The organism is Kitasatospora sp. MAP5-34, from assembly GCF_029894335.1.
In the GTDB taxonomy this organism is placed as follows: domain Bacteria; phylum Actinomycetota; class Actinomycetes; order Streptomycetales; family Streptomycetaceae; genus Kitasatospora.
Genome location: NZ_JARXZC010000016.1, coordinates 17184 through 30899 on the forward strand (window position 1 = coordinate 17184; position 13716 = coordinate 30899).

General features: G+C 72.7%; 12 protein-coding genes. 1 reads left to right on the forward strand and 11 read right to left on the reverse strand.

What is annotated here, in order from left to right:
* Nucleotides 1-22 precede the first annotated feature (22 nt).
* The 9 genes from P3T29_RS15475 to P3T29_RS15515 all read right to left on the reverse strand — a co-directional run bounded on the left by P3T29_RS15475 (nt 23) and on the right by P3T29_RS15515 (nt 10158).
* Nucleotides 23-898 carry an HAD family hydrolase gene (locus P3T29_RS15475; RefSeq protein ID WP_280717024.1) on the reverse strand — a complete coding sequence of 292 codons (876 nt, stop codon included), beginning with the start codon at nt 896-898 and terminating at the stop codon, nt 23-25.
* 50 nt (nt 899-948) lie between these two features.
* A complete protein-coding gene (gene serS / locus P3T29_RS15480) occupies nt 949-2226 on the reverse strand; it encodes a serine--tRNA ligase (protein ID WP_280717025.1) in 1278 nt (425 codons plus the stop codon).
* 649 nt (nt 2227-2875) lie between these two features.
* Nucleotides 2876-3811 (reverse strand): prephenate dehydratase, encoded by a 936-nt coding sequence (pheA, locus tag P3T29_RS15485; RefSeq protein WP_280717026.1) that lies wholly within the window; start codon nt 3809-3811, stop codon nt 2876-2878.
* A 150-nt stretch (nt 3812-3961) separates the two neighbouring features.
* Nucleotides 3962-5209: an iron uptake transporter deferrochelatase/peroxidase subunit gene (gene efeB / locus P3T29_RS15490; RefSeq protein WP_280717027.1), complete on the reverse strand. Its 1248-nt coding sequence runs from the start codon at nt 5207-5209 to the stop codon at nt 3962-3964.
* Nucleotides 5206-7170, reverse strand: coding sequence for a FixH family protein (locus P3T29_RS15495; RefSeq protein ID WP_280717028.1), 1965 nt, complete (start codon nt 7168-7170; stop codon nt 5206-5208). Before P3T29_RS15495 ends, efeB begins: the two co-directional genes overlap by 4 nt.
* A gap of 6 nt (nt 7171-7176) precedes the next feature.
* The gene (locus P3T29_RS15500) at nt 7177-7650 is read right to left on the reverse strand and encodes a copper chaperone PCu(A)C (protein ID WP_280717029.1); all 474 of its coding nucleotides are present in this window, start codon (nt 7648-7650) and stop codon (nt 7177-7179) included.
* Complete coding sequence (locus P3T29_RS15505; protein WP_280717030.1) at nt 7647-8327, reverse strand: SCO family protein; 681 nt, start codon at nt 8325-8327, stop codon at nt 7647-7649. The genes P3T29_RS15500 and P3T29_RS15505 overlap by 4 nt, the downstream gene beginning before the upstream one ends.
* A gap of 83 nt (nt 8328-8410) precedes the next feature.
* Nucleotides 8411-9157 (reverse strand): YcnI family protein, encoded by a 747-nt coding sequence (locus P3T29_RS15510; RefSeq protein ID WP_280717031.1) that lies wholly within the window; start codon nt 9155-9157, stop codon nt 8411-8413.
* A 149-nt stretch (nt 9158-9306) separates the two neighbouring features.
* Nucleotides 9307-10158, reverse strand: a complete 852-nt coding sequence (locus tag P3T29_RS15515; protein WP_280717032.1) for a hypothetical protein — start codon at nt 10156-10158, stop codon at nt 9307-9309.
* Nucleotides 10159-10389: 231 nt separating this feature from the next.
* Between P3T29_RS15515 and P3T29_RS15520 the strand changes: the two genes are divergently transcribed.
* Nucleotides 10390-11040: an ATP-binding protein gene (locus P3T29_RS15520; RefSeq protein ID WP_280717033.1), complete on the forward strand. Its 651-nt coding sequence runs from the start codon at nt 10390-10392 to the stop codon at nt 11038-11040.
* Here P3T29_RS15520 and P3T29_RS15525 read toward each other — a convergent pair whose 3' ends face one another.
* Nucleotides 11041-12948: a HAMP domain-containing sensor histidine kinase gene (locus tag P3T29_RS15525; protein ID WP_280717034.1), complete on the reverse strand. Its 1908-nt coding sequence runs from the start codon at nt 12946-12948 to the stop codon at nt 11041-11043. It abuts the gene before it with no gap.
* Nucleotides 12938-13654, reverse strand: a complete 717-nt coding sequence (locus P3T29_RS15530) for a response regulator transcription factor (RefSeq protein WP_280717035.1) — start codon at nt 13652-13654, stop codon at nt 12938-12940. Before P3T29_RS15530 ends, P3T29_RS15525 begins: the two co-directional genes overlap by 11 nt.
* Nucleotides 13655-13716: the final 62 nt, after the last annotated feature.

Below are 13716 nucleotides of genomic sequence, written 5' to 3' on the forward strand. Positions count from 1 at the left end.
TCAGTCAGCCGGTTCAGCCGGTTCAGCCGGTTCCAGCAGGTTCGGCGGGCTCTCGGACGGTCTGGAAGAGCCGTTCCAGGACGACCGCGACGCCGTCCTCGTCGTTGCTGACGGTCACCTCGTCGGCGACGGCGAACAGCTGTTCGTGGGCGTTGGCCATCGCCACGCCGTGGGCGGCCCAGCCGAACATCGGTATGTCGTTCGGCATGTCGCCGAAGGCGATGGTCTGCGCCGCCTTGACGCCCAGCCGGTGGGCGGCGACGGCGAGGCCGGTGGCCTTGGTCAGACCGAGCGGCAGCAGCTCGACCACGCCCGGGCCGGCCATGATGACGCCGACCAGGTCGCCCGCCACCTCGCGGCCGATCCGGGCGAGTTCGTCGTCGGTCAGCCCGGGGTGCTGGATGTAGAGCTTGCTGATCGGCTTGGCGAGCAGCTCGGACTTGTCGACCCGGACGAGCGGCAGCTCGGAGCCGATCTGCAGCGCGTACCCGGGACCGGCCACCACCCCGCCGTCCAGTCCGTCCTCGTTGGCCGCGACCGCGAGCGGACCGGTCTCGGCCTCGATCTTCGCCAGGGCCAGCGCGGCCAGCTGCCGGTCCAGGGTGACGGAGGTGAGCAGCTGGTGTGCGCCCGCGTCGTAGACCTGGGCGCCCTGGCCGCAGACGGCGAGCCCGGTGTAGCCGATCTCGTCGAAGACCGGGCGGGCCCAGGTCGCGGAGCGGCCGGTGACGATGATGTGCAGCGCCCCGGCCGCGACGGCGGCGGCGAGGGCGGCGCGGGTACGGTCCGAGACGGTCTCCGCCGAGTTCAGCAGAGTGCCGTCCAGGTCGGTGGCGACCAGCCGGAAGGGCGGGCCGCCACCGGTGGAGACGTCGGGTCGGTGGCTGTTGGTGCTCATCTGCCGTACGTCTCCAAGGAGTTGCTGTTCAGTGCCGCTGCCGGTCGGTGCTACTTGACGGGCTCCAGAACGGTGCGTCCACCCAGGAACGGACGCAGCGCCTCCGGCACCAGGACCGAGCCGTCGGCCTGCTGGTGGTTCTCCAGGATGGCCACCATCACGCGCGGGACGGCGACCAGGGTGCCGTTCAGCGTCGCCAGCGGGCGGACCTTGCCGCCCTCCTCGCGCATCCGGATGGAGAGCCGGCGGGACTGGTACTCGGTGGTGTTCGAGGTGGAGGTCACCTCGCGGTACTTGCCCTGGGTGGGGATCCAGGCCTCGATGTCGAACTTCCGTGCCGCCGAGGCACCAAGGTCGCCGGAGGCGACGTCGATCACCCGGAAGGGCAGTTCGAGGGCGTTCAGGAAGTCCTTCTCCCACTGGAGCAGGCGGCGGTGCTCCGCCTCGGCCTCCTCCGGAGTGGTGTAGACGAACATCTCCACCTTCTCGAACTGGTGGACCCGGATGATGCCCCGGGTGTCCTTGCCGTACGTCCCGGCCTCGCGGCGGAAGCAGGAGGAGTACCCGGCGTAGCGCAGCGGTAGCTTCTCCACGTCGATGATCTCGTCCATGTGGTACGCGGCGAGCGGGACCTCGCTGGTGCCGACCAGGTAGCGGTCGTCGTCCGCCAGGAAGTAGACGTTCTCCGCCGCCTGGCCGAGGAAGCCGGTGCCGTCCATGGCAGCCGGGCGGACCAGGGCGGGGGTGATCATCGGGATGAAGCCGGCGGCGCCGGCCTGGGCCATCGCCATGTTGACGAGTGCGAGCTCCAGCAGCGCGCCGACGCCGGTCAGGTAGTAGGAGCGCGAGCCGGCCACCTTGGCGCCGCGCTCGGTGTCGATCGCGCCGAGGATCTGGCCCAGCTCGACGTGGTCCTTGGGCTCGAAGCCCTCGGCGGCGAAGTCGCGCGGGGTGCCGATCTCCTCCAGCGTGAGGAAGTCCTCCTCGCCGCCGACCGGAGCTGCCGGGTCGATCAGGTTGGCGAGCGAGCGGACGAGGCGCTCGGCCTCCTCCTTGGCCTCGGTCTGGGCCGCGTCGGCGGCCTTGACCTCGGCGGCCAGCTCGGAGGCGCGCTTGAGCAGCGCGGCCTTCTCGTCGCCCTGGGCGCTGCGGATCTGGTTGCCGAGCGACTTCTGCTCGTTGCGGAGCTCGTCGAAGCGACTGCCCGACGACCGGCGCCGTTCGTCGGCGGAGAGAAGGGCGTCGACCAGGTCGACGTCCTCACCACGGGCGCGCTGCGAGGCGCGCACTCGGTCTGGGTCCTCACGAAGCAGGCGAAGGTCAATCACGGGGCCCAGCCTACCGGGGAGAGGGGCCGCTACAGGAACGGGTTTCTCCGGTGATGTGCGGTCGCGAGGCCCGTCCCGTATGTCGCTTTCTGTCCCGATATCTGGCATCCTGCCCCAGCTCTGCCGCCGGGCCGTGGGTCCCGCCTGTGGATAACCCGCCTCATCTTGTGGATAACCGGCCCCGGGAGGGGCCTTATCCACAGGAGTTCGGCGGGGGCTGTGGATCGATGGAATGTGAGGGACTGAACGCCCGTCTGTAGAGGAATTGAGGTTTGAAACCCCGATTCACCTTCTCAGGCGAGGGAATTAGCGCACTCGGACGGGTGATTTGCTGGATCACGGGTGACTCTGGCCCGATTGGTCGAGTCTGGTCTGCTAGCTGATGATCTGACCGGTTCTCCAGTGGATATGCCGGTTTGTCGACTCGCCCCCGACCTGTGGATAACTGTGGATAACTTTCCACTCCGCCCGCCTGTGGACGGAGCTCCGGGCCTGTGGACAAGCCCTGGGCAGCGCCACGGGCGGTCGCTCCACCGCGCGGGTGAACTCACCCGCGTGTCGAAAAACGGCAGATTCTGCCGAATTCGATCAGAGTCGGTCGGATAGCTTCAGCCCGAGCACCACCCCGGAGCAGGTCACCCGACAGCGGTCAGAGTTCGCCGCGCCCGTCCAGGCAGCGGGAGAGCCAGTCGGCCGCCGCGCTGAAATCCTCGTCCGAGGTCCCCGCGCGACGGAACGACTGACGTCCTTCGTCGGCCCGGGGGTACGAACCCAGGAAACGCACCTTCGGGCAGATCCGCTTCAGCCCCATCAGCGCCTCGCTCACCCGCCGCTCGCTGAGGTGCCCCTCGCAGTCGATCAGGAAGCAGTAGTTGCCGAGCCCGCCGCCGGTCGGCCGGGACTCGATCCGCATCAGGTTGATCCCGCGCACCGCGAACTCCTGCAGCAGCTCCAGCAGCGCGCCCGGGTGGTCGTCCGGCAGCCAGACCACCATCGAGGTCTTGTCCGAGCCGGTCGGCGAGGAGACCCGGCCGGGCCGCCCGACCAGGACGAAGCGGGTGGTCGCGTTCGCGGCGTCGTGGATCTCGTTGACCAGCACGTCGAGCCCGTACAGCGGCGCGGCGAAGTCACCCGCGAAGGCACCGTCGAACCGGCCCTCCTGCACCAGCCGGGCGCCGTCGGCGTTGGAGGCGGAGGCCTCCCAGCGGGCGTCCGGCAGGTGGGCGGCGCTCCAGCGGCGGACCTGGGGCTGGGCGACCGGGTGGCTGGTGACGGTCTTGATGTCCGCCAGCTCGGTGCCGGGACGCACCAGCAGCGCGAAGGCGATCGGCAGCAGCACCTCGCGGTAGATCATCAGCGGCGTGCCACCGGCCAGCTCGTCACTGGTCGCGGTGACGGCGCCCTCGACGGAGTTCTCCACCGGCACGAACGCCCCGGCGGCCTCGCCGGCCCGTACGGCGTCCAGAACGGCCGGTACCGAGGCCATCGGCACCAGCTCCCGGGTCGCGGCCTCGGGCAGGGTGCGCAGCGCGGCCTCCGTGAAGGTGCCCGCAGGCCCGAGATAGGTGTAGCGGGTGGCCGACATGCCGCCTCCGTGCGAAAGGTGCGAAAGGGTGGTGCCGAAACGAGCCGAGTGCCCGGGGGTACCCGACTTGCCACCTTAGCCAGTCCGGGCGCCCGGCATCGCGGCGTTCCGCCTGCCGGGCAGCCCGGTCCCGTACCGGGGAGAGCCCGGTCAGCTCTCCAGCAGCGGCTGCCCCACGTACCCGCCCTCCGGCGCACCCGGCGGTACGGCGTACAGCCCGCTCGCCTCGTGCCGTAGGAAGCGGGACAGGCTGTCGCCGCGCGCCAGCCTGCGCTGGACGGGGACGAACCCGCGCACCGGGTCGGCCTGGAAGGCGACGAAGAGCAGCCCGGCGTCCAGCGAGCCGTCCGGCAGCAGCCCGTCCTGGTACGAGAAGCCCCGGCGCAGCATGGCGGCCCCGCCGTTGGAGGCGGGGGCGGCGATCCTGATGTGCGCGTCGGCGGGGATCGCGAGGATGCCGTCGGGGTTCTGCTTCGTCAGGTCGACGGGGGTGGACTCGGTGCCGCCGGAGAGCGGCGCGCCGTCGGACTTGCGGCGGCCGATCACCCGTTCCTGGCGATCTGTGGGCAGGTTCTCCCAGTTGTCCAGCAGCATCCGGATCCGCCGGAACACCGCGTACGAGCCGCCGGCCAGCCAGCCGGGGCCGTCGGCGAAGACCTTCGCGGTGAAGTCCGGCTCGCCGGCCCTGGGGTTGTTGGTGCCGTCCACCTGGCCCATCAGGTTGCGGCCCGTCATGGCGCGGTCGGTGGCGCCGGGCGTGCGGCTGAAGCCGCTCATCTGCCAGCGGAGGGTGGCCGCCCCGGCGGCCTGCTGCTGGAGCACCCGCAGCGCGTGGAAGGCGACGAGGGCGTCGTCCGCCCCGATCTGCACCCAGAGGTCGCCGTCGCCGCGCGCCGGGTCGAGCGCGTCCTCGGGGAAGGACGGCAGCGGGGTGAGCGCGGGCGGGCGCTGGGCGGTCAGCCCGGTCCGGTCGAACAGCGAGTGGCCGAAGCCGAAGGTGACGGTCAGCGCGCAGGGGCCCGCGTCCGTCGCGATCTGGTTCTCGTGCTCCCCGGCGGGTTCGCCGCGCGACAGCCGGGCGGCGGTGTCCGACCAGCGCTGCATCAGCTGCCGCAGCCCGTCCCGCCCGGCGCTGCCGGTGGCCGTCAGGTCGAAGGCGGCCAGCTGCACCCGGGCCTGCTGGGTCTGCAGGATCCCGGCCTGGTGGGTCCCGTGGAACGGGATCACCGCCCGGCCGAGCGGCGGCGGGCCGGGGGTGGTCGCCACCGCCCGGCCGCCCAGCACCTGCCCGCCCAGCACCTGCCCGCCCAGCACCCCGCCGACGGCACCGGCCGCCAGCCCGGCCCCGGCCCCGCCGAGCACCGCCCGCCGGGAGAACCCCATGCCCGGTCCGGTCATCCGATCTTCACCGACTTGGTCACGGTGGTCTGGTCGATGTCGGACGACCGTACGGTCACCGACACCACCCAGTCGCCCGCCAGCGGCAGCTGCGCCGTGCCGGACCAGCGTCCGGTGGCGGTCGGCAGCAGCGAGGCGGGCAGCGGCCCGAGGTCCCGGTCGGGCAAGGTGAAGGCGAGCTGTAGCTCGGGGACGGTGACGGGCTTCCCGGACGGGTCGTCCAGGCTCAGCGTCAGGGTGTTCTGGCCGGCGACGGCCGGCTTCAGGGTCACCGTGGCGGTGCCCTTGGCGGCCGGGTCCGTCCCGCCGGTGTCGTACGGGAGCTTGAGCTCGACGGTCTTCGCGGTGCCGGTGGGCGTGCCGGGGGCGGCCGTACCCGCCGGGGCGGGGGTGGCGGCGGAGGCGACCCGGCCGGGCGCGGAGTTGGTGAGCAGGGTGGTGACCACCAGCACCGCCACCGCGAGGGCGGCCTCGATCAGCACCGAGCGGCGGAGTCCGGCGTGGGCGGGGGTGCCGTCCTGGGCCTGCCGCAACTTCGCGTTGACGGTGGCCGCCCGCTGGCGGGCGAGCTGGGCCTGCCGGGCCGGGTCGGCCGACTCGGTCGCGGCACCGGCCTTGGTGGTCACAGCGGCGGTCACCGGCTCCAGGGCCGGGGTGTCCGCCGTGGCCGCCCGCAGCTTGGCCACCCAACCCCGGGAGAGCCACCCCACACCGACCAGCACGGCCACGCACCCGGTCTTGATCAGCAACAGCCGCCCGTACTCGGTGTCGACCAGCGCACTCCACGAGCCGAGGCCGCGCCAGGACTGGTAGACGCCGGTGACCACCAGCACCGCGACCGAGCCGAAGGCCAGCTTGGAGAAGCGCTCGACGGCGGCGACCTCCAGACCGTTCCGCAGCCCCACCAGCAGGGTGGCGAGCCCGCCGAGCCAGAGGGCCATCGCCAGCAGGTGCAGCACCCCGGCGGGCAGGGCGAGCCAGACCTGGATGCCGACTGCGGCGTGGTCCGCGCCGACCCAGGTGGCGGAGAGCGCGACGGCGAGCACCAGCCCGGCGACGCCGAGGCCGAGCCGGGCGTCCCGCAGCGGGCGTTCGGCGGCGCGGCGCTCCAGCAGGCGCAGCTCGTCGTCCTCGTCCTCGGTGTCCTTGGTGTCCCCGGGGGCCTCCGCCGGGTCGGGCTGCTGTCCGAGCTGCCCGACCAGCAGGGAGAGGAAGACGCCGCCCGCCGCGAGCAGCAGCAGCCGCGCCGAGAGCGCCGTGCCGATCCGCTCCTCCAGGGTCGCGCGGACCAGGGTGAGGTCCAGCGCCTGGCCGAGCCCGGTGCCCCGCTCGTACGGTCCGCGCAGCAGCAGGACGGCGACGGTGGCGACCAGCAGCGCCACCCAGCCGGTCATCAGCAGCCGCTGCACCTTGGCGACCGTCGCGCCCTTCGGCCAGCAGATCAGCACGAACGCGGCGACCCCGGCCAGCAGCGCGAACGCGGCGTACGCGACGACCCGGCCGGTGCCGTAGACGGCGGCGACCAGGCTGTCCGCCTTTCCGCCCTGGACGGCGTCGGCGGAGACCGTGGTGGTCGACGCGGCGCCGATCGAGAAGGTGAACGCGCCGCCGACGGGGTGCGAGTCCTCCGAGACCGCGCGCCAGGCGACGGTGTAAGTGCCGTTGGCCAGGCCGCTGTTCAGGCCGACCTGGGCGGTGTCGGACTTGCCGTCCGCATGGCCCGGATTGCCGGTGTCCACCGCCTTGCCGTCGGGGCTGAGCACCCGTACCGAGTCCGAGGAGAGCGTGACGCCCTCACTGAACGTCAGCGTCACGGCGGAGGGCGCGGTGGGGACCACCGAGTTCTCCGCCGGGTCGGTGGAGACCAGCGCGGCGTGGGCGGAGGCCGTACCGGCACCGCCGATCAGCAGGACCACCGCTGCGCCGAGCGCTGCGAGTAGGGCACCAAGCCTCTTCAGCATCTTGAGCTAGCTCCCTGGTCGGTAGGTGAGGGGTTTGACCGGTGCCTGGACGGAGATGGTCCGGCCCCTGGCGAAGGTCAGGTCGAGCTCCAGCACGTCGCCGACGGCGGGTGCCTTCGTCCAGCCCATGATCATCAGGTGGTTGCCGCCGCGTTCCAGCAGGAGTTTGCCGTGTGCCGCCACGGGGAGGGCGCCGACCTCCTCCATCGTGGTGTCGGTCGAGCGGTGCATGGTGACCGACTTGGCTCCCGGTGAGCTGACCTTGACCAGCTGGTCGGCGCCGGAGCCGATGTTCTGGACGGTCAGGTACCCCGCCGCCATCCCGCCCGGAGTGGCGGGCAGCGGGATGTAGGCGCCGGTGACGGCGACGTTGCTGTCGCCCGAGGTGCCCGGGCTGCAGGCGACCAGGACGGTCCCCGCGACGAGCACGGTGGCGAGCCCCGAGCCGATCAGCGCGCTGCGCCGGAACCGGCGGCTCATGCCGGGACCCCCTTGGCGAGCAGCGCCAGATCGTGCGCGTAGGTGTCGACGGAGCTGTTGCTCAGGTAGAGCAGGTGCGCCTTGTCGTCGGACGGGAGGAAGGCCAGCACCTGGGCGCCGTGGGTGGAGGTGACCGTGCCGTCCTTGTTCACGACCGGGTCCTCGACCATGATGCCGAGCGGCTTGGCGGCCGCCTTGACCTTCTCCAGGTCACCGGTGAGCCCCACGACGCTCTTCCCGAACGAGTCCAGCCAGGTGCGCAGCACCTTCGGGGTGTCCCGGGCGGGGTCGGTGGAGACGAAGACCACGTCGATCTTCTTCTGGTCCTCGGGGGAGAGCTTGGACATCGCCACCCCGATGTCGCCCATGGTCGTCGGGCAGACGTCCGGGCAGCTGGTGTAGCCGAAGAAGAGCAGCGTGGGGTGGCCCGCCGTCTGCTTGCGCAGGTCGAAGGGCTGCCCGGACGTGTCGTTCATGACCAGGTCGGGCTTGTCGAAGTGGTTGGTCAGCAGGGTGCCCTGGTAGGGGGAGTTGCTGCTCTCCTTGGTGACGGTGACGCTGCCGTCGGAGTTGCCGCCGGAGCCGCCGGAGCTCGATCCGCAGGCGGTGAGGGAGAGCGCGGCGGCCAGTACGAGGGCGGCGGCGCCGAGCAGGCGGGGGGTGGTGCTGCGTGCCATGGGTGAGTCCGATCGTGGGCTGCTGCGGCCGGCCGGGGCCGCGTGCCCTGCTGTGGGGGTACGCGGCCCCGGCCGACGGGGTGTCAGGAGGTGGCGGAGCTGCTCTTGCGACGCAGACCGGCCACGCCCAGCGCGGCCCCGGCCACGCCGACGACGATGCCGACCACGCCGAGGGTACGGGCGGTGGAGTCGGAGGACTTGGCGGCCGCCGTGTCGGATGTCTTGCCGTCCTGCGAGGCGGTGACCGCCGAGGCGCCGCCCATCTGGTGGCCGCCGACGCCGGCGGCGGCCTTGGCGAGGGTCAGCACGGGCGCGGGGTGGGCCGGCTCGGGCTGGCCGTCCTTGGCCTCGTCGATCCAGCGGACGACCTGGCCGTTGTCGTACGTCTGCAGGGCCTTGAAGGTCATCGAGTCTGCGTCGGTGGGCAGCGGGCCGAGCGAGACCTTGAACTCCTGGAACTGACCGGGACCGACCTTGCCGGTGGCGTCGGCGGTCCAGGTGATCTTGGAGACCGCCTCGGTGATCTCGCCGCTCTCGGTCTTGACCGGCTTGTCGAGCTTGGTCTTCTCCAGGGTCGCCGTCCAGCCCGGCAGCGGCATGGTGCGTACCGACGAGAGCGGGTGGTCGAGCGGCAGCGAAACCTCGATCTTGGTGGTGCTCGCGGTGTCGCTCTCGTCCGGCACCCGGAAGGCGACGGCGGTGTAGCCGCCCTGGGTGGCGGCGCCGGGCTGAACGGTCACGTGCGCGAAGGCGGGGGCGGTCAGCGCGATGACGGCCGATCCGGCGACGGCGGCGACAGCGGCGAGGCGGCGGGCAGGAGTGGTACGCATATGAAGTTCTCCGACGGAGACGGGCACGCGGCAGGCCGCGGGAGCGGCGCGCGTGCGCAGGGGCTGCGGGTGAGGCCGTCCCGGGTGCGTCGAATGACGACCCGTCCGGCTGCGCGGGCGCGCGACCCGAGCTCCCGTGGGAGCCGTGGTCAGCGCGCGAACGCGGCCACCGGCGGGCCCCGCCGGATCAGGCTGTGCCGCAGTGCGGCGGCGACGGGCAGCCGCCAGTCCTCGGCGCGCTCCGGGCCGGGCCCGGTCGGGCGGCGGTCGGTGGCGGTGCCGAGCAGCAGGGCCGCAAGCAGCGCGAACGCCGTCCGCAGCGGGGCGGCGTACTCCTGGGCGACGGTCGCGGTCAGCCGGACCAGCCGCCAGAGCGTGGCCTCGCCACGGCGCAGCCACCAGCCGGCCAGCAGGGCGGCGGCGAGGTGGCCGAGCAGCATCGCGGTGGACATCCCGAGCAGGCCCGGGTGCGGGACGGCGGCGGTGGCCGTGTACGCCTGCGGGTCGAGACCGGCGGCGCGCACCACCTGCTCCGGGGTGGTGTCCAGCGGTACGAGGGTGAGCCCGCCGTGCGGCGAGTCGTGGCAGAGCAGCCGGCCGGCGACCTGGGGGAGCGTCATGGCGCCGCCCATTCCCACGCCCCCGCCCATGCCCGGCATGGCTGTTGCGAAGCCGAAGCCGGGGAGGTTGTGGAACAGCAGGTGCAGCCCGAACTGACCGGCGCCGAGCGCGCCGGAGATCGCGAGCAGCGAGCGCTCCCGCCCGCCGAGCAGCGCGGCGAGCGCGCAGACCACGGCGAAACCGGCCACGAGCGCGGGCACCGCCACCTCACCGCCACCGCCCAGGGCGTGCCCGGCGGCGGCGACCAGGGTGCACACCAGGGCGAACGGCACCGCACGCGCGATCCGCAGATCCCAGGCGGCGGCAGCGACCGGCGCTCCGTGCGTCCGGGAGCGCGGCGCGGCGGCGCCGGTGCGCGGGGCGGTGTGGTCGACGTTCATGGCCGGCTCATCCTCTCACCGCCTACATCCAGGCCTCAGGGAGGGTCGAGGAAATTCATCTCATTGCTCCGTTCGGCCCCGGCGTGCACGCCGACCCGTGCGCCGATCGGCACACCCTTCAGCCCCAGTCCATCCGCCGAACGGGCGATCCCGGGCCCACGACACGATTCACCGCCTGATCGGTCGGAGATACCTAGTTGTATGTGGAGCCGCAGCCAGGAGGGACCTCCCGTGGACATCTGGTGGACTCTGCACCTCAAGCGCGACCCGGCCAGCGTCCCGTTGGCCCGGCGCATCCTGCTCGGCGCGATGGACAGTGCCGGCGTGGACCCGCAGGTCTCGTACGACCTCGGCATCGCCCTCACCGAAGCGTGCGCCAACGCCGTCGAGCACGCCGTCGGCGGCCGGCCCGACGAGGGCTTCCAGGTCACCGCGTCGATTTCGGGCGACCGGCTGCGCATCGAGGTGATCGACTCCGGCCCCGGGCTGCCGTCGGCCGTGCCCGCCGCCCCGCAGCCGCCACTGCCCCGGCTGCGCCGCCAGCCCGTCCCGTCCGTCCGCCCCGGCGGCCGGAACCGTACCCGGCGAGGCCGCGCCACCCTGCCCGCCCCGGCGCTGACGGCCGCCCGCCCGCGCAGTGACCGCCCGGCCCCGTACGACACCCACGTCCTGTCGGCCGTCCGCCCCACGCCCACCGCGACCTGCCTGCCGGACCTGGACACCCTCCCCGACCTCAACGCGGAGAGCGGCCGGGGCCTCTTCCTGATCCACGCCCTCACCGACCACGTCCAGCTCCGCAACCACCCGCTGCGCGGCGCCATCGTGAGCTTCGACAAGGTCCTCAAGTGGCAGGACGACGCGGCTCTGCGACTGGCGTCCTGATCAGTAACCGGTTCTCGGCAGCCGCAGGGTGAAGACCGCGCCCTCCCCGGGCCGGCTGGTCGCGGTCACCGTTCCGCCGTGGGCCTGCGCGAGCTGGCGCACGATGGCCAGGCCCAGGCCGCTGCCGCCGGTCTGGCGGCTGCGGGACTTCTCGGCCCGCCAGAACCGGTCGAAGACATGGGGCAGTTCATCCGGACCGATGCCCGTGCCGGTGTCCGTCACCTCGATGACCAGTTCGTCGCCCACCGGGCGGGCCCCGACCGTGACACTCCCGCCGCTCGGCGTGTGCCGTACGGCGTTGTCCAGCAGGTTCCCGACGGCTTGGCGCAGCCGCACCGGGTCGGCCGTCAACTCGGCTTCCCCGTCCGTTTCCCCGTCCGCTTCCCCATCCATGGGCAGCACGCTCAGGAGCACGCCGGCGGCCTCGGCACGGGCCCGGTGGGCTGCGGCGGCCTGGTCGAGGAGTTCGGCGATCCGGATCGGCTCGCGGTGCAGGCGGAAGCTGTCGGCGTCGGCCGCCGCCAGGTCCCGCAGGTCGTCGATGATGTGCTGCAGCAGCAGCGCCTCCTCCAGCAGCGACGCGATCAACGCCCGGTCCGGGGTCGCCACGCCGTCCTGGGTCGCCTCCAGCCAGCCCCGGATGTTGCTGAGCGGCGTGCGCAGTTCGTGCGCGACGTCGCTGACCATCGCCTTGCGCTGCTCCTCGATCCGCTCGCGGCGTTCGGAGAGGTCGTTGAACGCGGCGGCCAGGTAGCCGATCTCGTCGTTGCCGGTCACCGGGACGCGGGCGTGCGGTTCGGTGGGGTGCTGGGCGGCGTCGGTCAGCGCGCGCAGCGGCCGGACCAGCCGGGTGGCGAGGAGGACCGAGACCGCCACGGTGAGGGCCAGGACCAGGCCGGTGACGCCGGCGATGCGCAGGGTCCCGGCTCGGGTCAGGTGGAAGGCGGGGGTGGCGGTGCCGTTCCGGTCGCTGATGAACAGCAGTGCGGCGGGGGCGACATAGGGCGCGAGTTGCTGGCGGCGGCTGGAGTCGACACAGGCCGCCACGGCCCGATCGGCGCTGTCGGCACTCGGGTTCGGCGGTGCGCCGGGTGCGGCCGTCGGGGAGGTGGTGGGGGCGCCGGGCGGGGTGACGGGACCGACGGAGGACTGCCCCGGGCTCGTCACCCGGGGGCTCTGCACCACCCCGCCGGGGCCGATGCCGAGCTTGACCGGCCCCAGCCCCTGGGGCGACAGACAGGCGTCGACCAGCTCGCCGAGCCTGCTCAGAGCCTGCTGCTCGGTCGGGGTGGGAGCGGACAGTCGGGGGAGGGCGCAGGTGCTCGAGGTGCTGTCGTCGGGGGCGAGCCCGGCGACGCTCACGTTCGGTCGGCCGCTGGGGTCGGTGCCGGTCTCGGCGGCGAATCCGCGCGTGCGCAGGCAGTCGGCGGTCGCACCGGCCTCCGAGCGCAGGTGGGCGCGTTCTCCGGGGGAGAGGGCGAACGGCCCGACGGCGCGCGGGTCGATGCGGGTGGTGCCGCCGGTCGGTGCCAGTCTCTGGTCCACGTCGAGCGGGTCGATCACCGCCGACACGTCGGACGGGACGGGCGAACCGTGCGGGGCGGCGGAGCCGGCTATGGGTTGGCGGCTCCGATCGGTCAGGGTGATATGACGGCCCGTCTGTTTCGTCAGGTCCGCCAGCACGGCGCCGGCGCCGTCCCAGTTCTGGTGGGTCGCGGCGTAGCCGAGCAGGGTCTCGTAGATACCGGCGTCGCCGGAGAGGGTCTGGACCTGTTCCTGCCGGATCTCCTGTGACGTGGTGTTCACCGCCAGCCAGGCGGTGGCCGCGACCGAGCAGACGGCGACCAGGATCGAGGCGGCCAGCAGCCTGACCAGCAGGCTCTTGCGCAGCGGTACCCTACGGCGCACGGTGGCGGCCGCCCGTGCCGTCGGTGAGCTTGTAGCCGACCCCGAAGACGGTCAGCAGGCGCACCGGGTGCCGGGGGTCGGGTTCGACCTTCTTGCGCAGGTTCATGATGTGCACGTCGATGGTCCGTTCGGAGATGTACTGGCCGAACCCGCCGATGCCGCCCAGGAGTTGCGCCCGGCTGAAGACCTGCTCGGGGTGCTCGGCCAGGGTGCGGAGCAGCTCGAACTCCCCTGGTGTGCACGGCACTTGGCTCCCGGCGATGCGAACCTCGTGGCGGTCGGGGTCCACCGTGAGCTCGCCGACCCGCAGCACCGGGTCGGCCGGGCTCTGGGTCTGCGCCCGCTGCGAGCGTCGGAGCAGGACGCGCACCCGGGCCATCAGCTCACGGGGGCTGAACGGTTTGGTCATGTAGTCGTCGGCGCCCAGGTCGAGTCCGAGCAGCAGGTCGTCCTCGGCGGACCGGGCGGTCAGCATCAGGATCGGGAGTTCGGACTCGCGGCGCAGGATGCGGCACACGTCGAGGCCGTCCACCCGGGGCATCATCACATCGACGACGAGCAGGTCCGGTTCACGCCGCCGGACCTCGTCGATCGCCGCGCGTCCGTCGTGGACGACGGCGGCGGTGTGGCCCTCCCGCTCCAGATAGCGGCGGATGAGCTCGGCCTGCTTCGGGTCGTCCTCGGCCACCAGGACATATGCGCTCACGTTTTCGATCATAGGTGAGCCAGTGTTCCGGCCCGGTGGCGTGACCTGCCATCAGGTCATCG